21 protein-coding genes are annotated in these 26,204 nt (G+C 65.6%); 6 read left to right on the top strand and 15 right to left on the bottom strand.

Annotated features, from left to right (window positions below; translation table 11 throughout):
• Nucleotides 1-22: 22 nt before the first annotated feature.
• Together VRZ77_RS03680 and VRZ77_RS03685 are read left to right on the top strand one after the other, a co-directional pair.
• Entirely contained in the window at nucleotides 23-1,657 is a 1,635-nt protein-coding gene (locus VRZ77_RS03680) for a hypothetical protein (protein ID WP_414591356.1), read from the top strand.
• 271 nt (nucleotides 1,658-1,928) lie between these two features.
• Nucleotides 1,929-2,057, top strand: coding sequence for a hypothetical protein (locus VRZ77_RS03685; RefSeq protein ID WP_414591357.1), 129 nt, complete (start codon nucleotides 1,929-1,931; stop codon nucleotides 2,055-2,057).
• Between the two features lie 110 nt (nucleotides 2,058-2,167).
• Here the strand turns inward: VRZ77_RS03685 and sucD are convergent, their stop codons facing one another.
• From sucD to gcl, 7 genes are all read right to left on the bottom strand, one after another.
• Nucleotides 2,168-3,064 carry a succinate--CoA ligase subunit alpha gene (sucD, locus tag VRZ77_RS03690; RefSeq protein WP_414591358.1) on the bottom strand — a complete coding sequence of 299 codons (897 nt, stop codon included), beginning with the start codon at nucleotides 3,062-3,064 and terminating at the stop codon, nucleotides 2,168-2,170.
• The gene (gene sucC / locus VRZ77_RS03695; RefSeq protein WP_414591359.1) at nucleotides 3,064-4,263 is read right to left on the bottom strand and encodes an ADP-forming succinate--CoA ligase subunit beta; all 1,200 of its coding nucleotides are present in this window, start codon (nucleotides 4,261-4,263) and stop codon (nucleotides 3,064-3,066) included. Before sucC ends, sucD begins: the two co-directional genes overlap by 1 nt.
• 111 nt (nucleotides 4,264-4,374) lie before the next feature.
• The gene (locus VRZ77_RS03700; RefSeq protein WP_414591360.1) at nucleotides 4,375-5,148 is read right to left on the bottom strand and encodes a fumarylacetoacetate hydrolase family protein; all 774 of its coding nucleotides are present in this window, start codon (nucleotides 5,146-5,148) and stop codon (nucleotides 4,375-4,377) included.
• 143 nt (nucleotides 5,149-5,291) lie between these two features.
• A complete protein-coding gene (locus tag VRZ77_RS03705) occupies nucleotides 5,292-6,269 on the bottom strand; it encodes a 2-dehydropantoate 2-reductase (protein ID WP_414591361.1) in 978 nt (325 codons plus the stop codon).
• Nucleotides 6,270-6,640: 371 nt separating this feature from the next.
• On the bottom strand, nucleotides 6,641-7,531 hold the full coding sequence (locus VRZ77_RS03710; RefSeq protein WP_414591362.1) for a 2-hydroxy-3-oxopropionate reductase: 891 nt from the start codon (nucleotides 7,529-7,531) through the stop codon (nucleotides 6,641-6,643).
• Nucleotides 7,532-7,579: 48 nt separating this feature from the next.
• The gene (gene hyi / locus VRZ77_RS03715) at nucleotides 7,580-8,365 is read right to left on the bottom strand and encodes a hydroxypyruvate isomerase (RefSeq protein ID WP_414591363.1); all 786 of its coding nucleotides are present in this window, start codon (nucleotides 8,363-8,365) and stop codon (nucleotides 7,580-7,582) included.
• 203 nt (nucleotides 8,366-8,568) lie between these two features.
• Entirely contained in the window at nucleotides 8,569-10,335 is a 1,767-nt protein-coding gene (gcl, locus tag VRZ77_RS03720; protein ID WP_414591364.1) for a glyoxylate carboligase, read from the bottom strand.
• 363 nt (nucleotides 10,336-10,698) lie between these two features.
• On the opposite strand from gcl, the gene VRZ77_RS03725 reads away from it, so the two are divergent.
• Together VRZ77_RS03725 and VRZ77_RS03730 are read left to right on the top strand one after the other, a co-directional pair.
• Nucleotides 10,699-11,517: an IclR family transcriptional regulator gene (locus VRZ77_RS03725; RefSeq protein WP_414591365.1), complete on the top strand. Its 819-nt coding sequence runs from the start codon at nucleotides 10,699-10,701 to the stop codon at nucleotides 11,515-11,517.
• Nucleotides 11,518-11,540: 23 nt separating this feature from the next.
• A complete protein-coding gene (locus VRZ77_RS03730) occupies nucleotides 11,541-12,140 on the top strand; it encodes a GIY-YIG nuclease family protein (RefSeq protein ID WP_414591366.1) in 600 nt (199 codons plus the stop codon).
• A gap of 280 nt (nucleotides 12,141-12,420) precedes the next feature.
• Here VRZ77_RS03730 and frc (VRZ77_RS03735) read toward each other — a convergent pair whose 3' ends face one another.
• The 5 genes from frc (VRZ77_RS03735) to VRZ77_RS03755 form a co-directional block, all read right to left on the bottom strand.
• The gene (frc, locus tag VRZ77_RS03735) at nucleotides 12,421-13,671 is read right to left on the bottom strand and encodes a formyl-CoA transferase (protein ID WP_414591367.1); all 1,251 of its coding nucleotides are present in this window, start codon (nucleotides 13,669-13,671) and stop codon (nucleotides 12,421-12,423) included.
• 286 nt (nucleotides 13,672-13,957) lie between these two features.
• The gene (gene frc, locus VRZ77_RS03740; RefSeq protein ID WP_414591368.1) at nucleotides 13,958-15,235 is read right to left on the bottom strand and encodes a formyl-CoA transferase; all 1,278 of its coding nucleotides are present in this window, start codon (nucleotides 15,233-15,235) and stop codon (nucleotides 13,958-13,960) included.
• A gap of 215 nt (nucleotides 15,236-15,450) precedes the next feature.
• Complete coding sequence (gene oxc, locus VRZ77_RS03745) at nucleotides 15,451-17,193, bottom strand: oxalyl-CoA decarboxylase (protein ID WP_414591369.1); 1,743 nt, start codon at nucleotides 17,191-17,193, stop codon at nucleotides 15,451-15,453.
• A gap of 42 nt (nucleotides 17,194-17,235) precedes the next feature.
• Nucleotides 17,236-17,982, bottom strand: a complete 747-nt coding sequence (locus tag VRZ77_RS03750) for a GntR family transcriptional regulator (RefSeq protein ID WP_414591370.1) — start codon at nucleotides 17,980-17,982, stop codon at nucleotides 17,236-17,238.
• A 386-nt stretch (nucleotides 17,983-18,368) separates the two neighbouring features.
• Complete coding sequence (locus VRZ77_RS03755) at nucleotides 18,369-19,070, bottom strand: GntR family transcriptional regulator (protein WP_414591371.1); 702 nt, start codon at nucleotides 19,068-19,070, stop codon at nucleotides 18,369-18,371.
• Between the two features lie 434 nt (nucleotides 19,071-19,504).
• Between VRZ77_RS03755 and oxlT (VRZ77_RS03760) the strand changes: the two genes are divergently transcribed.
• Together oxlT (VRZ77_RS03760) and oxlT (VRZ77_RS03765) are read left to right on the top strand one after the other, a co-directional pair.
• Nucleotides 19,505-20,809, top strand: a complete 1,305-nt coding sequence (oxlT, locus tag VRZ77_RS03760) for an oxalate/formate MFS antiporter (RefSeq protein ID WP_414591372.1) — start codon at nucleotides 19,505-19,507, stop codon at nucleotides 20,807-20,809.
• Nucleotides 20,810-21,547: 738 nt separating this feature from the next.
• Complete coding sequence (gene oxlT / locus VRZ77_RS03765; protein ID WP_414591388.1) at nucleotides 21,548-22,786, top strand: oxalate/formate MFS antiporter; 1,239 nt, start codon at nucleotides 21,548-21,550, stop codon at nucleotides 22,784-22,786.
• 114 nt (nucleotides 22,787-22,900) lie between these two features.
• On the opposite strand, the gene VRZ77_RS03770 is transcribed toward oxlT (VRZ77_RS03765), so the two are convergent.
• The 3 genes from VRZ77_RS03770 to thiC all read right to left on the bottom strand — a co-directional run bounded on the left by VRZ77_RS03770 (nucleotide 22,901) and on the right by thiC (nucleotide 26,175).
• The gene (locus VRZ77_RS03770) at nucleotides 22,901-23,347 is read right to left on the bottom strand and encodes an NUDIX hydrolase (protein ID WP_414591373.1); all 447 of its coding nucleotides are present in this window, start codon (nucleotides 23,345-23,347) and stop codon (nucleotides 22,901-22,903) included.
• 14 nt (nucleotides 23,348-23,361) lie between these two features.
• Complete coding sequence (gene blaOXA / locus VRZ77_RS03775) at nucleotides 23,362-24,219, bottom strand: class D beta-lactamase (protein ID WP_414591374.1); 858 nt, start codon at nucleotides 24,217-24,219, stop codon at nucleotides 23,362-23,364.
• Nucleotides 24,220-24,333: 114 nt separating this feature from the next.
• Entirely contained in the window at nucleotides 24,334-26,175 is a 1,842-nt protein-coding gene (gene thiC, locus VRZ77_RS03780) for a phosphomethylpyrimidine synthase ThiC (RefSeq protein ID WP_414591375.1), read from the bottom strand.
• Between the last annotated feature and the right edge of the window lie 29 nt (nucleotides 26,176-26,204).

The following is a 26,204-nucleotide window of genomic DNA, read 5'->3' on the forward strand; positions in this document are numbered from 1 at the left end:
CAGTGCGTGACCGCATAGCGTAATGGCTGATTATTATCCGCTCCTCGCGCGCGCCATTGGCGGGCTCCCGAACAAGGGTCGGGACGCTCGCAATGTCGTGTTTGAACGCGCGCGCAAGGCCCTGCTGAATCAGTTGCGCAATGCCGACCCGCCGCTGCGCGAGGAAGACATCGCGCGCGAGCGATCCTCGCTGGAGGACGCGATCCGCCGGCTGGAGCTGGATTATGCCGAGCCGCCGGCGCCCCAGGCCGCGGCACCGGAGCCCGCGGCACCGGAGCCCGCGGTACCGGAACCCGAGGCGTTTGAACCCTCGGTCGACGCGCCGCCGCCGGCTCCCGAACCCGCCCCTGTTGCGCCGTCCGCGCCGGCTTTTGACGAGCCGACGCCCGCCGTAGAGGCGGCGCCCGAGCCGGATCTGCCTGCGGACGCGCCGGCTCCCGCCGGGGTCGAGGCCCCCGTTCCGGCCGTCGAGGCCCCGCACCGGCCGGCGGATGGCCGTTTCGGTGCGGCGCGCTACGAGGCCGCCCAGCCGCGCGAGGTCGGCGCCTTCGGCCTCGGGCCGTCCGCCGCCTCGGCGCCGCCCCGCGCCGAGCCCGATGAACTCGAAGGCTATGAGGACCTGGTGGAGGCGGCGGCGCAACGCCGCGCCGCCAGTGGCTGGCCGGACGAGCCGGCGACCCATGGTGCCTCCCACGGCGCGGATTTCGCCGCGCTGCGGCCCGGCGAGACCGACGCAGCACACGGGCCGGCCGAGCGCGGCGGCGAGATCGACGGCCGTCATCCCGACCGTTTCGAGGACGAGACGCCCCGGCGCGGGCGCGGCCTGCTGATTGCGCTGGTGGTTCTTGTGGTGCTGGCCGCGCTCGGCGTGGTCGGCTACCTCAAGAGCGATGTCATCGTCGCGATGGTCAATGGCGGCTCCGCCCCGGTGCTGCGCGGCGAGCAGGCGCCGGCCACCGGCGCGCCGGCGACGCCGGAAGTCGCGAAATCCACCGACCGCATCGCGCAGGCGCCGACCGCCAACGGCCAGCGTGTCGCCCCCGCCCAGCCCGGCGCCCAGACGCTTGGCGTCGCCGAGCGCGCGGTGCTGTTCGAGGAGAGCGCGGGCGGCGGCGACCAGGGCCTCCAGCAATTCGTCGGCTCCGTGGTCTGGAGCACCGATACGTTCAGCCCCGGTGACGGCATGGCGCCGGATATCGGCATCAAGGCCGAGATCACCATTCCCGATCGCGGCATCAAGGCGACGCTGCGGCTGCGCCGCAACCAGGATGCCAGCATCCCGGCCTCGCACATCGTCGAGATCCAGTACGAGCTGCCGCCGAATTTCGACCTCGGCAATGTCGCCAATGTACCGGGCATCCGCGCCAAGGCGTCCGAGGGCGCGCAGGGCGCGCCGTTGACCGGCCTCGCGGTGCGGGTGGCGCCCGGCTACTTCCTGATCGGCCTTTCCGCGATCGATATCGAGCGCCAGCGCAATCTCGGCCTGCTGATCACGCGCAACTGGATCGACCTGCCGATGGTGTTCGACAATGGCCGCCGCGCCATTCTGGTGCTGGAAAAGGGCGTGCCGGGCGATCAGGCCTTCCGCCAGACCTTCAGCGCCTGGGGCCTGCCACTGCCGCCGCAGGAAGCTCCGCAGGGCGCGCCCGCGCAATAGCGCTGGGCGCCCGCATCGGTCTAAAGCCGCCCGCATCGGCCTAAAGCCGCCCGCATCGGTCTAAAGAGCCTCGTATCGTAGGGCATCGCGCGCGCCGCCGGCGGGCGCGAGCGGCGTCGCGTGTCTTCCGGATTCACACGGCAGGTTCCGCCGCGGACCGCCTGGGCTATGCGTTACGTGCATGCTTGGTTTCTGGCATTAGGTATACCAGATACGCGAGCCTCGGGTGTACGTTGCACCGCAGCACAGCCCCGAGACCGGAGAACGCCGCATGTTCGCGCAGGTCATGCCCCTATTGTCGTTGCTCATCCTCTGCCACGCATGGATGACCATCGAGGTCGCGCATCTGCTTGAGGTGGATGGCGAGCACGCCCTCGCGCCGGAATGCTATCCGGTGTGAGACGGCCCGCCTCCCGGCCCTCGCACTGCGACCCGTCCATTCCCGCATGAAAAAACCCCGCGCCGTGACAGCGCGGGGTTTCTCGATCGTGCGTCGGTGACGACGAAGGCTCAGGCGGCGGCGCGCTTGTTGAGCACTTCCACCAGCGTCTTGCCGAGGCGCGCGGGGGACGGGGACACGACGATACCCGCCGCTTCCATCGCCGCGATCTTGTCTTCCGCGCCGCCCTTGCCGCCGGAAATGATGGCGCCGGCATGGCCCATGCGGCGGCCGGGAGGGGCGGTGCGGCCGGCGATGAAGCCCACCATCGGCTTCTTGCGCCCGCGCTTGGCCTCGTCCTTCAGGAACTGGGCGGCGTCCTCTTCCGCCGAGCCGCCGATCTCGCCGATCATCACGATCGACTCGGTGGCGTCGTCGGCCAGGAACATCTCCAGCACGTCGATGAACTCGGTGCCCTTGACCGGATCGCCGCCGATGCCGACCGCGGTGGTCTGGCCGAGGCCTTCCTGCGAGGTCTGGAACACGGCTTCATAGGTCAGGGTGCCGGAGCGCGAGACCACGCCGACCGAGCCCTTCTTGAAGATGTTGGCCGGCATGATGCCGATCTTCGATTCGCCGGCGGTCACGATGCCGGGGCAGTTCGGGCCGACGAGGCGCGACTTCGAGCCGTCCAGCGCGCGGCGCACCTTCACCATGTCGAGCACCGGAATGCCCTCGGTGATGCAGACGATGAGCGGGATTTCCGCCGCGATCGCCTCGCAGATGGCATCGGCCGCGCCCGGAGGCGGCACGTAGATCACCGAGGCGTCGGCGCCGGTCTTCTCCTTGGCCTCGGCCACGGTGTCGAACACCGGCAGGCCAAGATGGGTGGAGCCGCCCTTGCCGGGCGAGGTGCCGCCGACGACCTTGGAGCCGTAGGCGATGGCCTGCTCGGAATGGAACGTGCCATTCTTTCCGGTGAACCCCTGGGTGATGATCTTGGTGTCTTTGGTGATGAGAACGGACATCAGGCAGCTCCCTGCACGGCCTTGACGATCTTCTGGGCGGCGTCGTCGAGATCATCCGCCGGGATGACATTCAGGCCGCTGTCGCGGATGATCTGTTTGCCTTCCTCGACATTTGTTCCCTCAAGGCGCACCACCAGCGGCACTTTGAGCCCGACCGCCTTCACCGCGGCGATGACGCCGCGCGCGATGACGTCGCACTTCATGATGCCGCCGAAGATGTTGACGAGGATGCCCTTCACGTTCGGATCGGAGGTGATGATCTTGAACGCGGCCGTGACCTTCTCTTCGGTGGCGCCGCCGCCGACGTCGAGGAAGTTGGCCGGGCTTTCGCCATAGAGCTTGATGATGTCGAGCGTGGCCATGGCCAGGCCCGCGCCGTTGACCATGCAGCCGATCGTGCCGTCGAGCGCGATATAGGCGAGGTCGTACTTGGAGGCCTCGATTTCCTTGGCGTCCTCCTCGGTCTCGTCGCGCAGCGCCATCACGTCGGCGTGGCGGTAGAGCGAGTTGGAATCGAAGGAGATCTTGGCGTCGAGGCACTTGAGTTCGCCGCCCTTGGTCACGACCAGCGGGTTGATCTCAAGCATCGCCATGTCCTTGGCGACGAAGGCCTTGTAGAGCTTCTCGACCAGCGCGCCCGCCTGCTTGGCGAGGTCGCCGGAGAGGTTCAGCGCCTGCGCGACGGTGCGGCCATGGTGCGGCATGATGCCGGTGGCCGGGTCGACCGAGAAGGTGTGGATCTTCTCGGGGGTCGAATGCGCGACCTCCTCGATGTCCATGCCGCCTTCGGTGGAGACCACGAACGCCACGCGCGAGGTCTCGCGGTCGACGAGGGCGGAGAGGTAGAACTCCTTGTCGATGTCGGAGCCTTCCTCGATATAGACCCGGTTGACCTGCTTGCCGGCCGGGCCGGTCTGGATCGTCACCAGGGTCTTGCCGAGAATCTGCTTGGCGTTCGCGGCAGCGTCGGCGGCGGACTTGACGACGCGCACGCCGCCCTTCTCGCCGGCATCGGCTTCCTTGAACTTGCCCTTGCCACGCCCACCGGCATGGATCTGGCTCTTCACCACCCATACCGGGCCGGCGACCTTCGCGGCCGCGGCGTCAGCCTCGGCGGCATCCAGAATCGCGACGCCGTTCGGCACCGGGACCCCGAATTCGCGGAGCACTCCCTTGGCCTGATATTCATGGATATTCATTAATCCCGCTCCTCCACAACCGGACGGCCGGAAGCAGACATGCGGCGAGCCGCACGCCGTTCCGTCGATTGGCGTATCCTATTCCCCTATAGGCGTAACAGTGCCGAGACGCTACTGCACAAAAGTGTTGCTCAGCGTCCCGATGCCGTCGATCACGATGTCGACCGAATTGGACGGGTCCTTCATCGTGCCGACGCCGATCGAGGTGCCGCAACAGATCACGTCGCCGGGGTTCAGCGTCATGTCGTGCGAGATGCGGCTGACCAGCTGGCGCGCCGAAAACACCATGTCGCTGATCGGGTAGCGCTGGCGCTCCGCGCCGTTCAGCACGGTGCGCACGACCAGGCTGGCCGGATCGAGGCCGGTGACGATCGCCGGGCCGAACGGGCCGAAGCTGTCGAAGCTCTTGGCGCGCACCCACTGGGCGAAGGTGGCGTCCTTGTTGATGATGTCGGCGGCGGTGATGTCGTTGACGCAGGTATAGCCGAAGATGAAGCCGTCGGCCTCGTCCTCGGAAACCGCTGTCGCCGTCTTGCCGATGACGATGCCGAGTTCGCCCTCATAGACGACCTTGCCGTCATAGGAGGCGGGCCGCGGCACGGTGGCGCCCGGCGTGGTGATGCAGGACGGCGCCTTCAGCAGATAGAGCGGATCGGCGGGAACCGGCGAATTCAGCTTGGCCGCCAGCGCGTGGAAATTGTTCCACAGCGCGATCATCTTGCTGGGCTGACAGGGAGCCAGCAGCGCGACGTCGGCGAGCGCGACGCGCTCCCCGGTCGGCTGGTTGGCGCCGAACATGTTGCCGCTGTGAACCGTGATGGTGTCGCCCTCAAGCGTGCCGAAGCCGGCCGCGCCCGAATGCTCGTAACGAACCCAATGTGCCATTGTGATGCTTGATCTCGAAACGCTGTGGCTTGGAGCGCGCTCCGCGAAGGTTGCAAGGCCTCCGCGACCGGAACAGGCTCCAAGCTATTGAAGCGAAAGCGCCTTCCTGTCGATCAGGCGATGCCGCCCGATCGGAAGGGGCTTCAGTTATAGCAGCCGGCGATCTGGGCGCGCTGGCGAACCAGGGCCAGAACGGTGTCGAGGGTCGGGGTCGGGATGCCGGCGAGGCGCCCCATTTCCTGAACCACGGTCACCAGCGGATCGATCTCCATCGGGCGCGAACGCTCGAGGTCCTGCAGCATCGAGGTCTTGTGCGCCCCGACCGCGCCGGCGCCGTCGATGCGGCGCTCAACGCCCACGCGGAAGTTCACGCCGGACTGGACGGCGATTTCCTGGGCTTCGAGCATCATCGCCTTAGCCACGGCGCGGGTGCCGGGGTCGGAGGCGATGGTGTCGAGCGTGGCATGGGTCAGCGCGCTGATCGGGTTGAAGCAGAGGTTGCCCCACAGCTTCAGCCACAGCTCGTCGCGGATGTTCGGCATCACCGGCGCGCGCATGCCGCCGGCGGCGAACGCCTCGGACAGCTTGGTGACGCGCTCGGTGATCTCGCCCGAGGGCTCACCGAGCGGGAACTTGTCGCCATAGACATGCTGGATGACGCCCGGCGCGATCACTTCGGTCGCGGGATAGACGATGCAGCCGATGGCGCGCTCGGGGCGCAGGCCGTGCCACTGCTTGCCGCCCGGATCGACGCTTTCCAGCGTCTTATTCTCAAGATGATCGCCGTGCTTGTAGTAGTACCAGTACGGCACGCCATTCACCGCGGTGACGACGGCGGTGTCATTGCCCAGAAGCGGCTGCATGGCGTCGACCACGCCCGGCACCGAATGGGCCTTCAGCGCGACGATGACATAATCCTGCGGGCCGAGATCGGCCGGATTGTCCGAGCAGGGAATGTGCTCGACGCGCTCTTCGCCGTCGATGAGAAGCTTGAGGCCGTTGGCCTTCATGGCTTCGAGATGCGCGCCGCGAGCGACCAGGCTCACATCGACGCCAGCCCGCTTGAGCTGAACGCCGACATAACCGCCGATGGCGCCGGCACCATAGATGCAGACCTTCATTTGGCTCCCTCCTGTGTTCCGGGGCCGGCTGTGACGTGCCCCGGACTCTTGTTTGGTATTTTGTATGCCATGAAAGGGGAGAATGATCCCTCAGTCAAGAGCAATCGTGCAGCCGTGATAATACGTCGCGCATGTGGGGCCGGCTTCGCGGGCGGAGCGGAGCGTGTTTGCGACGCATAATGAAGTTATGTCGACATATGGCATGTTGTCCACGGTGTATGGCGAAGAACAATTGTCTCGCCACGCGCACAAAAAACTGCCCCGGCAGTGGGTTTCACTACCGGGGCAGCATTGCTTACTATTATTCGAAGCCGGCTCCGTCAGGCCGCTAGGGCACTCACGGAAAAACTGAATTCATTATTCAGTGGGGCTCACGCGTCGGGGGCGACGGTGTGGTTGGCGAGGATCTCCAGCGCCTTGACGAGCGCCGAGTGATCCCAGGCCGAGCCGCCATTGGCCGCGCAGGCCGAGAACAGCTGCTGCGCCAGCGCGGTCGAGGGCAGCGACATCTGCATCTGCCGCGCGCCGTTCAGCGCCAGGTTCAGGTCCTTCTGGTGCAGCTCGATGCGGAAGCCCGGGTTGAAGGTGCGCTTGATCATGCGCTCGCCATGCACTTCCAGGATGCGCGAATTGGCGAAGCCGCCCATCAGCGCCTGACGCACCTTGGCCGGGTCCGCGCCCGCCTTGGAGGCGAACAGCAGCGCCTCGCCCACCGCGAGGATGTTCAGCGCCACGATGATCTGGTTCGCGACCTTGGTGGTCTGGCCGTCGCCATTGCCGCCGACCAGCGTGATGTTCTTGCCCATCTTCTCGAACAGCGGCTTCACCGTCTCGAACGCCGTCTCGGGGCCGCCCACCATGATGGTGAGCGAGGCCGCCTTGGCGCCGACCTCGCCGCCCGACACCGGGGCGTCGAGATAGTCGCAGCCGAGATCGTTGATCTTCTTGGCGAACTCCTTGGTCTCCACCGGCGCGATCGACGACATGTCGACCACGATCTTGCCGGCCGACAGGCCCGCCGCGATGCCGTTCTCGCCGAACAGCGCGGCCGCGACATGCGGGGTATCCGGCACCATGGTGATGATGATGTCGGCGTTCTTCGCGACCTCGGTGCCGCTGGCGCAGGCGACGCCGCCCTTGCCGGTCAGCTCGGCCGATACCGGCTTCACGTCATACAGATACAGCTCGTGACCCGCGTCGATCAGGTGCCCCGCCATCGGCGCGCCCATGATCCCAAGACCCACAAATCCAACCTTAGCCATTGTCTTTTCCTCGTTTTCCCAGACGTTGTTTTCTTGGAAGCGGCCGATTCAGGCCGCGCCGGTGAGCGTCTTCAGCCAGCCGAGGCCGGCCGCGGTGTCGCCCTTCGGCTTGTACTCGCACCCGACCCAGCCGGCGTAGCCGATGGCGTCGAGATGGCGGAACAGGAAGGCGTAATTGATCTCGCCGGTGCCGGGCTCAAAGCGGCCGGGATTGTCGGCGAGCTGGATATGCGCGATCTGGGCGAGGTTCGCCTCGATGGTGCGGGCGAGATCGCCCTCCATGATCTGCATGTGATAGATGTCGTACTGGATGAACAGGTTGTCCGAGCCGACCTCTTCGATGATCGCCTTGGCCTGCTTGGTGTAGTTCAGGAAGAAGCCGGGAATGTCGCGGGTGTTGATCGGCTCGATCAGCAGCTTGAGACCGGCTTCCTTGATCTTCGGCGCGGCGTATTTGAGGTTGTTCACGAAGGTGTTGTGCAGCACCTCGCGATCCGCCCCGGCGGGGACGATGCCGGCGAGGATGTTCACCTGCGGGCAGCCCAGCGCGGTGGCGTAGGTGATCGCCTTGTCGACGCCGGCGCGGAATTCGTCCACGCGCTCGGGGAAGATCGCGATGCCGCGTTCCCCGGCGCCCCAGTTGCCGGCCGGCAGGTTGTGCAGCACCTGCTTCAGCCCGTGGGCCTTCAGCTTGGCGACGAGTTCCTCGACCGGGAAGTCATAGGGGAACAGATACTCGACACCGGCGAAGCCGGCCTCGGCGGCCTTCTCGAAACGATCGAGGAAGGGCACCTCGTTGAAGAGCATGGTCAGATTGGCGGCGAAACGGGGCATGGACCGCTCCTGAAAAGTGTGACGGACAAGGCGGGAAGCCGGGGCGACGCGTGAAGGGCGCCGTCGCCGGCAGGTCGGGTGTGGAACGACGACGAGTGTGGACCACCTGTCCGTCGTTCGCATGAAACGGCCGCGTCACCAAGCGCGCACCGATCCGATCCACCGAGGAGGGCGGAGCGGACGGCGCGCGTCGGGGCAGGACGTCAGGCGGGTTCCTTGGCGGCGTCCAGCGGCAGGTCGAGCACTTCCTCGAACTCGTTCACGGCGTCGATCTCGACGCCCATGGCGATGTTGGTGACGCGCTCCAGGATGAACTCCATCACCACCGGCACCTGGTGCTCCTTCATCAGGGCCTTGGCCTTGACGAAGGCGTCCTTGAACTCGTTCGGCGAGGACACGCGCACCGCCTTGCAGCCGAGGCCTTCGGCGACCGCGACGTGGTCGACGCCATAGCCGGCATTTTCCTCGGCATTGATGTTGTCGAAGGCCAGCGAGACCTCGAAGTCCATGTTGAAGCCGCGCTGGGCCTGACGGATCAGGCCGAGATAGGAGTTGTTCACGACGACATGGATGTAGGGCAGCTTGTGCTGGGCGCCGACCGCGAGCTCCTCGATGAGGAACTGGAAGTCATAGTCGCCCGAGAGCGCCACGATTTCCGCATCCGGGTCCGCCGCGCGCACGCCGAGCGCCGCCGGGAGCGTCCAGCCGAGCGGGCCGGCCTGGCCGCAATTGATCCAGTTGCGCGGCTTGTAGACGTGCAGCATCTGCGCGCCGGCGATCTGGGAAAGACCGATGGTCGAGACATAGCGGGTGTCGCGGCCGAACGCCTCGTTCATCTCTTCATAGACGCGCTGCGGCTTCAGCGGCACGTTGTCGAAATGCGTCTTGCGCAGCATGGTCTTCTTGCGGTCGAGGCATTCCTTGGCCCAGGCCGAGCGGTCCTTGAGCGTGCCGGCGGCCTTGTATTCCTTGGCGACCTCGATGAACAGCTCCAGCGCCGCCTTGGCATCGGAGACGATGCCGAGATCGGGGCCGAACACGCGGCCGATCTGGGTCGGCTCGATGTCGACATGGATGAACTTGCGGCCCTTGGTGTAGACCTCGACCGAGCCGGTGTGGCGGTTCGCCCAGCGATTGCCGATGCCGAACACGAAGTCCGAGGCCAGCATGTTGGCATTGCCGTAGCGATGCGAGGTCTGCAGGCCGCACATGCCGGCCATCAGGTCGTGATCGTCGGGAATCGTGCCCCAGCCCATCAGGGTCGGGATCACCGGCACGCCGGTCAGCTCGGCGAACTCGACCAGCAGGTCGGAGGCGTCCGCATTGATGATGCCGCCGCCGGAAACGATGAGCGGCTTTTCTGCCTCGTTCAGCATGGCGATGGCCTTCTCGGCCTGCTTGCGCGTGAGCTTGGGCTTGTAGACCTCGAGCGGCGCGTAAGTGTCCTCGTCGAACTCGATCTCGGCGAGCTGGACGTCGATCGGCAGGTCGATCAGCACCGGGCCGGGACGGCCGGAGCGCATGATGTGGAACGCCTGCTGGAACACCATCGGCACCAGCGCCGGCTCGCGGACCATCACGGCCCATTTGGCGACCGGCTTGGCGATGGATTCGATGTCGACGGCCTGGAAGTCTTCCTTATAGAGGCGCGCGCGGGGGGCCTGGCCGGTGATGCACAGGATCGGGATCGAATCCGCGGCGGCCGAGTACAGGCCGGTGATCATGTCGGTGCCGGCGGGGCCGGACGTGCCGATGCACACGCCGATATTGCCGGCCTTGGCGCGGGTGTAGCCTTCGGCCATGTGCGAGGCGGCCTCGACATGGCGGGCGAGCACGTGGCGCGTCTTGCCATAGGCGCGCATCGCGGAATAGAGCGGATTGATCGCGGCACCCGGCACGCCGAAAGCGGTGGTGACGCCTTCTTTTTCGAGCACACGGATCGCCGCGTCGACGGCACGCATCTTGGCCATTGCATTCCTCCTGACGCCTGTTGCCGGAGGCGGTGTCGCGCTTCCCCCGAGGCCGAGGCGACGAGGGCGGGAAGGCGGCCCGAGCATCCGACAGTGCGGCGTGTTGATCTTCTCCCGGTTCCGGTGCCTGCGTCCGTTAGGCGGAATCCCGTTGTGCGGTGCAGTGCGTTCATTCCCGCTATGCGGGATGAATTTCCGAAATCGCGGCAAACATGCCACGGACGACCCTTTTCCGCAATACGGGATATATTTCTGGTTTGCGAAAAAATGCGGGATGCGTCTTTATGCTGAGAAGCGCCGGGAGACGGGGGATGCCATAACCGTCCGGGGGGTGCATTCGGTTGGGCGAGAGGTGCCACGCGCATGGACGATGCCGTCACGACGACCCGCCGCCGTGGCCGCCCCGCCGGTTCCGGGGGTACGGAGGGTGGTGGAGAGGTGCAGTCGCTCGACCGCGCCATCTCACTGCTGGAAGTATTGGCGCTGTCCGACGGCATGACCTTGAGCGAGGTCGCGCGCCGCGCCGAGCTGCCCACCTCCACCGTGCATCGCCTGCTCACCACGCTGGAGCGGCGCGGGCTGGTGGGGCACGAGGCGGAATCGGGGCACTGGATGGTCGGGCTGGGCCTGTTCCGCATCGGCTCGGCTTACTTGCGCATCCGCAAGCTGCCCGAGATCGCCCGCGCGCTGATTCGCGAGCTGTCCCACGGCGTCAACGAGACCGTGAACCTGTCGTTGATCGATGGGCCGCATCTGGTCTGCGTCGCGCAGGTGGAAAGCCATGCCGCGGTGCGCGCGTTCTTCCGCATTGGCGGCGACCTGCCGATCCACGCCTCGGGCGGCGGCAAGGCGATCCTCGCCGCGATGAACCCGGAAGCGCGCCGCGCTTGGCTCGGCGACGACCAGCTCAAGCGTTTCACCGAGCACACCCATGTCAGCCGCCGCGCGCTGCAGGCCGATCTCGCGGTGATCGCCGAGCGCGGCTTCTCCATCGACGACGAGGAGCACACGCCGGGCATGCGCTGCGTGGCCGCCGCCGTGCTCGACGAATGGCGCGAGCCGGTCGGCGCGCTGTCGATTTCTGCCCCCGTGGTCCGCATGCCGCCCGAGCGCATCGCCGATCTTGGCATCCGCGTGCGCGAGGCGGCACAGCGGCTGACGACGCGCTATTCGGGGCTGTGAAGCGAGAACCATTGGGGTGACTGATGAACCTGTCCGAGCGGATTCGTGCTCTCGGTCGTGAAGGGATCGGTACCAACGAAATCGCCCAACGGTTGGGAGTTCGCTACCAGCATGCGTACACTGTGCTGAAAAATGCCGGGCTAATATCAGCTTCTCCTCGGTCTATGTCGGGAGGCGGAGTTGGTGGAGAGAGGCAGATTCCATCTGTAAAGAAACCTGTCCTCACAATTGAAGTTCTGATGGCAGGCGGATTTTCCCTCTCAAGTCGCTGGCGTCTATCCGATGCAGGCGAACTGACCTTGGAGCGCTCGCTTCCCAAACAAGTCGGGGTATATGCCTTCGCGAAAGACGATATCGTCCTATATGTGGGGGTGGCGACTATAGGCTTGGCCAAGCGGATTTACTTCTATGGCCGGCCTGGCCCGACGCAGGTCACGAATATTCGCCTCAACGCGATGATGAAGCACGAATTATTGGCGGCGCCACATCTCGATATTTATACGGCCTCTCCGCCGGATACGGAGTGGCGAGGCTTGCCCATACATGGGAGCGTCGGCTTGGAGATGGGGCTCATCAAAAAGTTCACACTTCCTTGGAACGTGCGTAGCGCAAAGGGAGCGTGATCGTTCTGGCGGCGAACTGTCAGCCCAAACGACAAAAAAATGCCGGCGCTCGAAGAAGCGCCGGCATCAGTCGCCTAGGAGGAACCGAACGTGCCGGAGACTGCCCTGGCCGGACCTTGCGGGCGGCTGGATACAGGCCCCGGAGCGTCCTGCTCCGGGAGGCTCGGGGGCCATCAGGCCGGCCGGTGGTTTCCCCACGGCTCAAACCGGATGGCCGATCCCTGTCCGCTCAACGCGCGGACGGTCGGGCGACACGCGAGGCGCCGCCCGGTAACCCTGATCAGACCGCCTTGGCGTCGTGCAGGGCCGAGATTTCTTCCTGCGAGTAGCCGAGGTCGGCGAGCACTTCGTTGGTGTGCTGGCCCAGCAGCGGCGAGGCGGTCACGTTGACCTCGACGTCCGAGAACTTGATCGGCGAGCCGACGGTCAGATACTTGCCGAGCTTGGGGTGATCGACCTCGACCACGGTGCCGCTCTTGCGCAGCGACGGGTCGTTGGCGATTTCCTTCATCGACAGCACCGGCGCGCAGGGGATGTCGAACTTGCGCAGGATGTCGATGGCCTCGAACTTGGTCTTGTCGGCCAGCCAGCTCTCGATGAAAGCGAAGATGTCGAAGATCTTGTCCTGGCGGGCTTCGGCGGTGTTGTAGGCCGGATCGTCGATCCACTCCGGCTTGCCGAGAGCCTTACAGATCGGCGCCCAGGCATGGCCCTGAATGGTGAAGTAGATATAGGCGTTGGGATCGGTCTCCCAGCCCTTGCACTTCAGCACCCAGCCCGGCTGGCCGCCGCCGCCCGCGTTGCCGCCACGCGGCACCACGTCCGAGAACTCGCCGTGCGGGTACTGGGGGTACTCTTCGAGATAGCCCAGCGCATCGAGGCGCTGCTGGTCACGCAGCTTCACGCGGCAGAGGTTCAGCACCGAATCCTGCATCGACACGGCGACCTTCTGGCCCTTGCCGGTCTTGATCTTCTGGTGCAGCGCCGTGAGGATGCCGATGGCGAGGTGCATGCCGGTGTTGGAATCGCCGAGCGCGGCGGCCGAAACCGTCGGCGGGCCGTCCCAGAAGCCGGTGGTGGAGGCGGCACCGCCCGCGCACTGCGCGACGTTCTCGTAGACCTTCAGGTCCTCATAGGCGTGGCCTTCCGAGAAGCCCTTCACCGAAGCGAGGATCATGCCCGGGTTGAGCGACTGGATGTGCTCCCAGGTGAAGCCCATGCGATCGAGCGCGCCGGGGCCGAAATTCTCGACCATCACGTCCGACTCTTTGATCAGCTTGGTCAGGACTTCCTTGCCCTGGGGGGTCTTGGTGTCCAGCGTCAGCGAACGCTTGTTCGAGTTCAGCATGGTGAAATAGAGCGCGTCGGCGTCCTTGACGTGGCGCAGCTGCGAACGGGTGACGTCGCCGGCGCCGGGACGCTCGACCTTGATCACGTCGGCGCCGAACCAGGCCAGGAGCTGCGTGCAGGCGGGGCCCGCCTGAACGTGCGTGAAGTCGATGATCTTAATACCTTCGAGCGGCTTAGTCATCTTGGTCGAATTCCTTTTCAAGCGCTCGACTTGTTCACAATACGCTGGCTCTCCCAGCCGTACCGACAAGTCGAAACTTCACCCCGAACGGGTGAAAACTCTACTTCTCCCTACGCCGTTTCCGCGCGTGGGCCGAAACGGCGGTCCCAGGTGTGCTTTGACCGGAAGCAGTCTCGGCTTCCCATGCTCACCTCAGGTATATGTCTCGCGAAAGGCGTCCGCACGACGCCTCCCGCGAGCCATTCCGCTCGGGCGGCAACGCGGGACGCGCCGCCACCCGGACCTCTCACTCGGCGGCCAATGCCACCGGGGTGCCGACCGCGCCGGACGCCTTGACCTTGGCGATCTCCTCCTCGCTCAGGCCGAGCACGGAGGCGAGGATGTCCTCGGTGTGCTCGCCCAGCAGCGGCGAGCGCTCCACGGCCACGTCGTTGTCCGACAGCTTGATCGGGTTGCCGACCGTCAGATACGCGCCGCGGGTCGGATGCTCGACCTCGACCAGCGTGCCGGTCTCGTAGAGCGAACGCTCCTCGGCGATCTCCTTCATGGAGAGCACCGGGCCGCACGGGATGTCGTACTTGTTGAGGATCTCCATCGCCTCGAATTTGGTGTGGGCCATGGTCCACGCTTCGATGCGATGGAAGATCTCGTTGAGATGCGGCAGACGACCGGCAGGGGTCGCGTAGTCGGGATGGGTCTTCCAGTCCGGCTCGCCGATCACGTCGCAGATCTTCGCCCAGACCGGGGCCTGGGTGATGAAGTAGATATAGGCGTTGGGATCGTGCTCCCAGCCCTTGCACTTCAGGATGCGGCCGGGCTGGCCGCCGCCGGAATCATTGCCCGCGCGCGGCACCGCGTCGCCGAAGGGGTGGCCCTCGCCGAACTGGCTGTATTCGCGCAAGGGGCCGCGATCGAGGCGCTGCTGGTCGCGCATCTTCACGCGGCACAGGTTCAGCACCGCGTCCTGCATGGCGCACAGCACCTTCTGGCCGCGGCCGGTCAGCGTGCGCTGGTAGAGCGCGGTGACGATGCCGAGCGCGAGGTGCAGGCCGGTGCCGGAATCGCCGATCTGGGCGGCGGTCACCAGGGGAAGGCCGTCGCGGAACCCGGTGGTCGAGGCCGAGCCGCCGGTGCACTGGGCGACGTTCTCATAGACCTTGCAGTCCTCGAACGGACCCGGCCCGAAGCCCTTGACCGAGGCAAGGATGATGCGGGGGTTGATCTCCTGGATGCGTTCCCAGGTGAAGCCCATGCGGTCGAGGGCGCCCGGCGCGAAGTTCTCGACCATCACGTCGCAGATCTTCACCAGATCCTCGAGCACCTTCTTGCCCTCGGGGTTCTTGGTGTCGAGCGTGATGGAGCGCTTGTTGGAGTTCAACATCGTGAAATAAAGACTGTCCGCGTTCGGGACATCGCGCAGCTGGCCGCGCGTGACGTCGCCTTCGCCCGGACGTTCCACCTTGATCACGTCGGCGCCGAACCAAGCCAGAAGCTGGGTGCAGGACGGGCCAGACTGAACATGGGTGAAATCGAGGACGCGAACGCCGTCGAGTGCCTTGCCCATGGGGTTCCTCTCGAGAATGGTTAGCTCGGCTTTGTTTTTATTGCCGATTGCCGTTGTGACTTTTGACGGTGACGGACGGGGCGCACATTTCCCGGCCGCTTCGGGCCCCGCCGGCCGGACATGCATCCGGCGTGGTGGCGGGGTCCTGGCTGGTGACCCGAGGCGGTCCGGCCGGACCTCAAGAGGAACCGGCCGGTACGTGCCTCAGGCAGGCATCACTTCTTCTTGCCGACCACGCTCTGCGGGTTGAGGCTGCCGATGTTGCCGCTCTCGGAGCCGGCGGCCGGATCGATCACCGCGTTGATGAGGGTCGGCTTGCCGCTGTCCATCGAGGCTTCGACGGCGCTGCGCAGCTCGTCCGGGGTGGTGACGTGGTAGCCAACGCCGCCGAACGCTTCCATCATCTTGTCGTAGCGCGAGTCCGGCACGAACACGGTGGTCGCGGGATCGCGGCCGGTGGGGTCGACGTCGACGCCGCGATAGATGCCGTTATTGTTGAAGACCACCACGGTGACCGGCAGGTTGTAGCGGCAGATCGTCTCCACCTCCATGCCGGAGAAGCCGAAGGCCGAGTCGCCCTCGACCGCGAGGACCGGCTGGCCGGTCTCGACCGCCGCGCCGACGGCGAAGCCCATGCCGATGCCCATCACGCCCCAGGTGCCGACGTCCAGGCGCTTGCGCGGCTTGGTCATGTCGATGATGCCGCGGGCGAGGTCGAGCGTGTTGGCGCCTTCATTGACCAGGATCGCATCCGGGCGGGCCGTCATCACGTCCTTGAGAACGCCGAGCGCCGAGTGGAAGTCCATCGGGGTGGAGTTCTTCTTCAGGCGGGGCGCCATCTTGGCGATGTTGGCTTCCTTGCGGGCCTTCAGCGTGCCGACCCAGTCGGCCGGAGCCGCCGGCCAGGAGCTGTCGATGCCGGCGTTCAGCGCGGCGATCACCGAGCCGATGTCGCCGACCAGCGGGGCGACGATCTCGACGTTCGAGTCCATTTCCTTGGGCTCGATGTCGATCTGGATGAACTTCTTGGAACCGGGCTCGCCCCAGGTCTTGCCCTTGCCGTGCGACAGCAGCCAGTTCAGGCGGGCGCCGACCAGGACCACCACGTCGGAGTCCTTGAGGGCCACCGAGCGGGCGGCGCCGGCGGACTGCTCATGGGTGTCGGGCAGCAGGCCCTTGGCCATGGACATCGGCAGGAACGGGATGCCGGTCTTCTCGACGAATTCGCGGATTTCCTCGTCGGCCTGCGCGTAGGCGGCGCCCTTGCCGAGGATGATCAGCGGCTTCTTGGCGGACTTCAGCACGTCGAGGGCGCGCTTCACGGCGGCCGGGGCGGGGATCTGCGCCGGGGCGGCGTCGATGACCTTCACCAGCGACTTCTCGCCCTCGGCCGCATCCATCACCTGCGAGAACAGCTTGGCCGGCAGGTCGAGATAGACGCCGCCAGGACGGCCCGAGACCGCCGCGCGGATCGCGCGGGCCACGCCGATGCCGATATCGGCGGCGTGCAGCACGCGGAAGGCCGCCTTGCACAGCGGCTTGGCGATGGCGAGCTGGTCCATCTCCTCATAGTCGCCCTGCTGGAGGTCGACGATCTCGCGCTCGGAGGAGCCGGAGATGAGGATCATGGGGAAGCAGTTGGTGGTGGCGTTCGCCAGCGCGGTCAGGCCGTTGAGGAAGCCGGGCGCGGAAACGGTGAGGCAGATGCCGGGCTTTTTGGTCAGGAAGCCGGCGATGGCGGCGGCGTTGCCGGCGTTCTGCTCGTGGCGGAACGAGATCACCCGGATGCCTTCGGCCTGCGCCATGCGGCCGAGATCGGTGATCGGAATGCCGGGCACGCCGTAAATGGTCTCGATGCCGTTGAGTTTGAGCGCATCGATGACGAGGTGAAAGCCGTCGGTGAGCTCCTGCTCTTCTGCGCCGGCGTTGACGTCGATGACTTGTGCGACTGCGGACATCCCGTATTCCCTCCCAATGCAATCCGGCGGGTTTTTGCCGCCCTAATCTAAATCTACATGGCTCTCGACGTGGCGGGCCAGCCGGAGCGTGTGGTCCCGGACCAGCCTTTCGGCACGGTCCGCGTCCCGTGCCGTGAGAGCGAGGATGATCTCCTGATGGTCGGCCGCCGAACGCTGCGCCCGGTCCATTTCGAAGATCGTGCGATGGCGGATGGCCCGAACATGGAAGAACAGGTTGTCCGTCATCGCTGCGAGCAGAGAGGAGCCGCTCAACCGGATCAGGCTCTGATGGAAGGCGATATTCGCGGTGGAATAATCGTCGTTCCGTTCACGCTCGATCCGAGAAGTATCGAACTCCTTGTAGTAGGTCTTCAATTCGGCGATCGCCTCGTCGCTGGCACGCAGCGTGGCGAGACGGGCCGCCATACTTTCCAGTGCCGCCCAGGCCTCGATCATTTCGATGATCTCGGCCTTGGTGCGGCGAACCACCAAAATTCCCCGCCGGGGCACGGCGCGGAGCAGGCCTTCCTGCTCCAGCATCGCGACCGCCTCGCGAACGGGCGTCCGGCTTGCGCCGAGACGCTCCGAAATATCCCGCTCGTCGAGCAGCACCGGCTCGTTGGAGCCGTAGATGTTCATGTTGGTGATAGCTTCCTTGAGGGCGGCGTAGGCCTTGCTCTTGAAGCTCTCCTTGGCCGGCAGGCGCTCGATGGACAAGCCATGGTCGCCGCTCTGCCAACGCTTATTCAGAACTGCCTTGCTGCTCACACGAATGTCCTCGGAGGACATACCCGCAGGAGTCCTCTGAATTTGGCATACCAAATACCAACATGTCAATCGGATATCCCCATAGCCGGGGACGGCGGCGCTCCTTTTTCCCTAGCGTAACGAGCGGCGGCCCAACCTTTCTGCGAAGGTCTTTTGGCGTGGCTGCCATCGTTGCGTATGCAATATACCACGACAAATTCCGCGTGGCGAGGGCGCGCGAACAGTTTGCTGTCCGCGAGAGCAGAAAGTTCTCGATCCGCTGGCGCGCTCGCGATCGGATGGACCCGTCCGATCGAAGAGGAGGGGTCCCAACTCTTTGAATTCAGAGCGCTTCCCCATCGTTCGGCTGAGAATGTCGAGCGGGAGAGCTTTGGCGCGCGACGCGCTCAGATCGGGCCGGCAAGGTCTCAGGACGGGAATTTCCCGTGCTTTTCCACATGGGCGGCGAGGCCCAGAGTGTGCTCGCGTACCAGCCGTTCCGCCAGGTCGGCGTCGCGCGCGACCAGCGCGGAGATGATCGCGCGGTGCTCCTGAAGCGAACGTTCCGAGCGATTCTCCTGGCGCATCGACACCGCGCGGATGCCGCGGATGTGGATGAACAGATTCTCGGTCATCTCGCCGATCATCGCGCAGCCGGAGAGGCGGATGACGGTCTGGTGGAACCGGATATTGGCGTCGGAATACTCGTTCATGTGCTCGGAGGGCGCGCCGCCCTCGAAGTCATGGAACACGTCGCGCAGGCTCGCGAGGTCGCGTTCGCTCGCGCGCGTGGCGGCAAGCCGCGCGGCCATGCTTTCCAGCGCGGCCCATACGGTGATCATCTCGATGATCTCGCGCTTCGACTTGCGGACCACGAAGATGCCGCGCCGCGGCACGGAGCGCACGAAGCCCTCCTGCTCCAGCACGGTGAGCGCTTCGCGGATCGGGGTCCGGCTCACGCCGAGGTCGGCGGAGAGCTGGCGCTCGTCCAGCCGGATCTCGTTGTCCTGGCCATACAGGTCCATCTCGGTGATGGCCTTCTTGATGGCGTCATAGGCCAGGGTCCGCAGACTGGTGTTCGCGGCGAGAGGGGCGATGTTGAGGCGGGTCTGGGTATCGGCGACTTCCACGGGCGGCGTCCTCGTCGGTCAGGTGTCTTGTTGTTGTTTTGTCTCGTTTTTTCTTTTGCGGCACGACGGACGCTAACCCTTGCCGGCAGGCGGGGGGCGGCGGCGCGACGCGCCGGATTCTCGAATGCGGCATTCCAGATGCCAAGCATTATATATCACATCCGGAATGTCCATTGCGGGCGCTGCTCCGGGGCCGCCTCACGCTACGTAAGAAATGCCCAAATATTACGTATGGGAATATTACCTTGCGTAATTCGGTTGCTGTGAAAATTTTGCAACCCTGGTATTCAAAATATTGCATTCTCGAAAAAATGCCTTATGCGTTGGGTAATGGCTCCCTCGGTATCTTGCGGAAGCAGGGGTACCGTTAGCGTATTCAACAAAAATAACAGAGCTATTGCGAGCAATTACGTTGGGAAACGTTCGAGGAAACAATGGAAACTACCGCAACGTCATCGTTGAATAAGGCGCGTTGGCTTCAGCTCGTGTTCGGCGTGATCTGCATGTGCATGATCGCGAACATGCAGTATGGCTGGACCTTCTTCGTCGGCCCCATGCAGGAGCGCCACGGCTGGGACCGTGCGGCGATCCAGGTCGCGTTCTCGATCTTCATCGTCACCGAGACCTGGCTGGTGCCGGTCGAGGGCTGGTTCGTGGACAAGTACGGCCCGCGCATCGTGGTGCTGTTCGGCGGCCTGATGTGCGGCCTGGCCTGGGTGCTGAACGCCTATGCCACCTCCCTGACCGTGCTCTACATCGCTGCGGCGGTGGGCGGCATCGGCGCCGGCGCGGTATACGGCACCTGCGTGGGCAACTCGCTGAAGTGGTTCCCGGACAAGCGCGGCCTCGCGGCCGGCATCACCGCCGCCGGCTTCGGCGCGGGCTCGGCCCTGACCGTGATCCCGATCCAGAACATGATCAAGAATCAGGGCTACGAGGCGGCGTTCCTGTATTTCGGCCTCGGCCAGGGTATCGTCATCACCGTGCTGGCCCTGTTCCTGATGGCGCCGAAGAAGGAGCAGATCGCCGCTGCCGCGCGGAACGTCGCCGCCAAGGTCGCCCAGTCGGCCCGCGACTTCTCGCCCAAGGAGATGCTGACCACCCCGCTGTTCTGGGTGATGTACGCGATGTTCGTCATGATGGCCGCCGGCGGCCTGATGGCGACCGCGCAGCTCGGCCCGATCGCCAAGGATTTCGGCATCGCCGACGTTCCCGTCAGCCTGATCGGCATCACCCTGCCGGCCCTGACCTTCGCCGCCGCGATCGACCGCGTGCTGAACGGCCTGACCCGTCCGTTCTTCGGCTGGGTGTCGGACAAGATCGGCCGCGAGAACACCATGTTCGTGGCGTTCGCGATCGAGGGCGTCGGCATCTATGCGCTGAGCGTGCTCGGCCAGAACCCGGTGCTGTTCGTGATCCTCACCGGCCTCGTGTTCTTCGCCTGGGGTGAGATCTACAGCCTGTTCCCCGCCATGTGCGGCGACGCCTTCGGCTCGAAGTTCGCCACCACCAATGCCGGCCTGCTCTACACCGCCAAGGGCACCGCCGCGATCATCGTGCCGTTCACCAGCATCATCACCACGGTGACGGGAAGCTGGCATGCGGTGTTCGTCTCGGCCGCCGCGCTTAACATCATCGCCGCCGTCATGGCGCTGGTGATCCTGAAGCCGCTGGCCTCGGCCCATAGCCGCCGCGCCGCGGCCGCCAACAGCGCCGCCAAGGTGGTTGCCGCCGAGTAATCCGCCCTCAACTTTCCGGGCCTTTTTGAAGGGCGCGTCTTCGGACGCGCCCTTTTTCGTTTGCGCCTGTGGCAGGGCGCCGCAGCTTCGGCAGTTGTGGCAGCGTAATTCCGCCGCACTCCAGTCCGGATCGAGGGTCGACGAAAGTCGTGCCTGATCGCGAGGCGTAATCGATCCATGGCAACCGTCGACGATTCTTCCTCAGCGTTGCTGATTTTGAATGGTCATAAACAGCGTTATAATCAAGAGACGTCGGGCCTATTCGTTGGTCTAATATTTATTTAGTCTTCCTAATATCAAGATTATCCAAATTGAATTCTGTCACATTCCCGAAATGCAAAGAGTCCGCAAAAGGCGATTGGCATACATAATATTGTCTATTATGATCCCCAACATGCGGATCGGATCCCTCAACCTTGCGTCAGTCGCCGCACAGCATGAGAGCGCTGGCGCCGGGCCGACGGGACCGCATCACTGACGAACACGATTCAAGCCGCGAAAGCGGCCGCTGCGGGCAGGCGTGGAGCCGCCCGCGGCCAACAATGCCAAGACGCCGCCGACCTCCGGCCAACGGGGGCGCGCGGCTGATAAAAACAAGCCGATCCGCGGCGATAAAATGAGTTTTGGAGAGGAGATACGCCTGTGAGCGCCTATTCGCAGACGCCGGCGGCCGTGGGGCCCGGCAAGGATTTTTCGGAAAGCCGTCGCTGGATTCAGCTCGCCGTCGGTGTGGTGTGTATGGTGGCTACGGCCAACATCCAGTACGCCTGGACGCTGTTCGTGCCGGAAATTCAGCAGACGTTCGGCTGGGAGCGCGCTTCGATCCAGATCGCCTTCACGATCTTCGTGCTGGTGCAGACCTGGCTCGCCCCGATTGAAGGTTACTTCATCGATAAGCTCGGCCCCCGCTTCATGGTCGCCTTCGGCGCCGTGATGATCGGCACCGCCTGGGTGCTGAACTCGCAGGCCACCACGCTGTTCGCGTTCTATGTCGCGGCCGCGGTCGGCGGCGTCGGCGTCGGCTGTATCTACGCGACCTGTATCAACAACGCCCTGAAGTGGTTCCCCGATCGCCGCGGCCTCGCCGTCGGTCTGACCGCGGGCGGCTATGGCGCCGGTTCGGCCGCGACCATCCTGCCGATCGCCGCCATGATCGAGTCCTCGGGCTTCCAGGAGACCTTCTTCTTCTTCGGTCTGCTCCAGGGCGGCCTGGCCTTCCTCGCGGCGTGGTTCCTGCGCTCGCCGAAGGCCGGCGAAGTGAAGCCCTCCGACAAGCTGTCGCAGACCCGCCGCGACTACACGCTGAAGGAAGCGCTGAACACCCGCCTGTTCTGGCTGATGCTCCTCATGTTCACCTGCGTCGTCACCGGCGGCATGATGGCGGTTGCCCAGCTCGGCGTCATCGCGCAGGACCTCGGCGTGAAGGAATTCCAGGTCAACCTGTACTTCTTCACCATGGCCGCCCTGCCGCTCGCCCTGATGCTCGACCGCGTCATGAACGGCATCTCGCGTCCGCTGTTCGGCTGGATCTCGGACCATATCGGCCGTGAGAAGACCATGGTCATCGCCTTCTCGCTCGAAGGCATGGGCATCATCGCTCTGGGCTATTTCGGTCACAATCCCTGGGCGTTCCTCATCCTCTCGGGCGTCGTGTTCCTGGCCTGGGGTGAAGTCTACTCGCTGTTCTCGGCGCTGGCGGGCGATGCCTTCGGCACCAAGCACATCGGCAAGATCTACGGCGTCCTCTACACCGCCAAGGGCATCGGCGCGCTGTTCGTTCCGGTCGGCAACCTGCTGATGGAAGCGACCGGCACCTGGTCGACCGTGCTCTACACCGTCGCTGGCATGGACCTGTTCGCAGCCTTCCTCGCGATCACCGTCCTGCCCGGCACGCTGAAGCGGCATGTCGCAAAGTCGGTCATCCCATCGACGCCCGGCGCCGCGGGGGAGAAGACGGTGGCTTCGGCCCACGCCTGATCCGAGTGAGACCTGAATAACGGGGCGGGCTTCCTTCGGGGAGCCCGCCTTTTGTTTTGGGCAGGGCCGTCGGCCATATCAGAGGCGTGCGCTCAAGCCACCCTCATCTCGGGCTCAAGCCGCGCTCATGTCGCGCGCAAGCTGGGCCAGGTACAGCACCTGCGCGCTGGCGGCCGGCCCCACCTCCGCGAGTTCGGCGGCGCCGAACCAGCGGGTCTCCAGCGCATCGTCCGCCGCCTCGCCCTCGCCGGTGCGCCAGCGGCACAGCACCGCGATCATCGCGAAATGATGGGCGAGCCGTCCGTCGCCACCGTGCTCGATGAAGTCCAGCACGGTGATGAGGCGCGGCGCGTCGGCCGCGATGCCGGTCTCCTCGTGAAGCTCGCGCAGGGCGGCGTCGAGATGGCTCTCGCCCATTTCCATGCGTCCGCCGGGAAAGCCCCACAGGCCCTGGTCCGGCGGATTGGCCCGGCGCACCAGCATCACCTCCTCGCCCCGCAGCACCACGGCGAGGACGGCGGGAACCGGGCGGGCAACCGGGCGGCTCGGGGCGGTGCTCATCGGGGTATCCGCGCTCACTTCACGAGGGAGGGCAGGGCGTCGAGGAAGAATTCCCGCTGCTTCAGCCCCATGCCGTCCTCATAAGGCTCGGTGCCGACATAGAGGCGGGCGAACACGATGCGCCGTCCGTCCTTCTCGCCCCAGCCGACGAACCAGCCGATCGGGCGGTTCCTGTCGGCCTGCCCGTCCGGTCCGTACAGCCAGGTGCTGCCGGTCTTGCCGTGCACGCTCCAGCCGTCGGCGGCGGTGAAGGCGGGGATGATGGCGCGGGTCTTGTCCTGCGCCTGGAACGAGACCGGCAGCGCGTCGGACAGCAGGCGCCGCAGGAAGCCGGCCTGTTCCTCGGGCGTAATGGCGAGCGAGGAGCCGAGCCAGCTGCGCGTCAGGCCATTGTTCTTTCCGGGGTCGCCGGCCACGTCCTTGTTGCCGTAGTCGAGGCGCGCGACATAGGCGGCGAAGCGCTCCATCCCGAGCAGCCGGGTGATCTCGCGCGAGTACCACACCACCGAATCGGCTTCCCAGATGGTGGGGTCGACGGTTTTGCGCACCCGCTCGGGCGCGTCATATTCGCTCTTATAGGGCCAGGCCGGCGTGGTGGCGTCCTTCAGGATCCCGGCATCGAAGCCGATCACCGCGAGCGGCACCTTGAAGGTGGACGCCGGCGCAAAGGCGCGGTCGCAGGTGCCGCTGCGATGCAGGGGCTCGCCGGAGGTGGCGTCGAGAATCAGCGTGCATTCGAGCGGGGTCGCGGCGGTTGCCTCGGCGGTCAGCGGCTGCAGGGCCTGCTGCGCCTGGGCAAGGCCGGGCGCAAGCCAGAGCGCGCCGGCCAGGGCCAGCGCCGGAAACGTCTTCAATGGCAGGTCGGGGGTCATGGGCGGCCTTCTCGTTACGGTGCGTCCGCCAAGTGCACCGGCATTGGGTCATTCGCGTGGCTCTCGCCGGGAGGAAACGCGGCGTGGCAAGGATATCCCCGCCACGCCGCGCCGTCATTGCGGCTGCGCGGCGGCCGGGGCGTAAAGCTGCCCGCCACCGGCACGGAAACGCTCCGCCATCTCGGTCATGCCAGCCTCGGCGGCTTGCGACTCCGCGGCCCGCGCGGCGTCGCGAATGTCCTGGCTGATCTTCATCGAGCAGAATTTCGGGCCGCACATCGAGCAGAAATGCGCCAGCTTGTGCGCCTCTTTCGGCAGGGTCTCGTCGTGGAAGGCGCGGGCGGTCTCGGGGTCGAGGCCGAGGTTGAACTGGTCCTCCCAGCGGAACTCGAAGCGCGCCCGCGACAGCGCGTCGTCCCAGGCCCGCGCCAGCGGGTGGCCCTTGGCGAGGTCGGCGGCATGGGCGGCGATCTTGTAGGTGATGACGCCGGTCTTCACGTCGTCGCGGTTGGGCAGGCCGAGATGCTCCTTCGGCGTGACGTAGCAGAGCATCGCCGTGCCGAACCACCCGATCATCGCCGCGCCGATGCCGGAGGTGATGTGGTCGTAGCCCGGCGCGATATCGGTGGTCAGCGGCCCGAGCGTGTAGAACGGGGCCTCGCCGCACGCGCTCAGCTGCTTGTCCATATTGGCCTTGATCTTGTGCATCGGCACATGGCCGGGGCCCTCGATGATCACCTGGCAGTCATGGGCCCACGCGATCTTCGTCAATTCGCCCAGCGTCTCCAGCTCGGCGAACTGCGCGGCGTCGTTGGCATCGGCGATCGAGCCGGGGCGCAGCCCGTCCCCGAGCGAGAAGGTGACGTCATAGGCGCGCATGATCTCGCAGATCTCGGCGAAGCGCTCATAGAGGAAGCTCTCGCGGTGATGGGCGAGGCACCACTTGGCCATGATCGAGCCGCCGCGCGAGACGATGCCGGTGACGCGCCGGGCGGTGAGCGGCACATAGGGCAGGCGAACCCCGGCATGGATGGTGAAATAGTCCACGCCCTGCTCGGCCTGCTCGATCAGCGTGTCGCGGAACACCTCCCAGGTCAGATCCTCCGCGACGCCGCCGACCTTCTCCAGCGCCTGATAGATCGGCACCGTGCCGATGGGGACGGGGGAGTTGCGCACGATCCAGTCGCGGATGTTGTGGATGTTGCGGCCGGTGGAGAGGTCCATCACCGTGTCGGCGCCCCAGCGGATCGCCCACACCATCTTGTCGACCTCGTCCGCCACCGAGGAGGTGACGGCGGAATTGCCGATATTGGCGTTGATCTTGACCAGGAAGTTGCGGCCGATCGCCATCGGCTCCAGTTCGCCATGGTTGATGTTGGCCGGGATCACCGCCCTCCCGCGCGCCACCTCGTCGCGCACGAATTCCGGCGTCACGATGTCGGGGATCGAGGCACCGAAATCCTCGCCGTCGCGGATGATCTCGCCCATGCGCGCGCGCAAGCCGTTTTCGCGTATCGCGACATATTCCATCTCGGGCGTGATGATGCCGGCGCGGGCATAGGCCATCTGCGTCACGCCCGCGCCGGCCTTCGCCCGCAGCGGGCGGTGGCGGATCGGGAACGGGGTGACAAGCTTGTCCGCCGGCACATGCCCGTTATCTTCCGGCCGCACCTCCCGCCCGTCATAGGCCTCGACATCGCCGCGCGCGCTCACCCATGCCGCGCGGGGGCGGGCGAGGCCGGCATTGATGTCGATGGTGGCGTCCGGGTCGGTGTAGGGGCCGGAGGCGTCATAGACGGCGAGGTTCGGCTCATTGGCGGAAGGGTGCAGCAGGATTTCGCGGAACGGCACGCGAAAGCCGCGCTCGGGGCACTCGGCATAGAGGCGGCGCGAGCCGGGGATCGGCCCGGTGGCAACGCCGGGCGAGGTGTGTTCTGTGGTCGGCTTGGACGGCATATGGATCTCCTGAAACCATGGGTTACGGA

Origin of the sequence: Ancylobacter sp. G4_0304, from assembly GCF_047501495.1 — a bacterium.
Classification (GTDB): Bacteria; Pseudomonadota; Alphaproteobacteria; order Rhizobiales; family Xanthobacteraceae; genus Ancylobacter.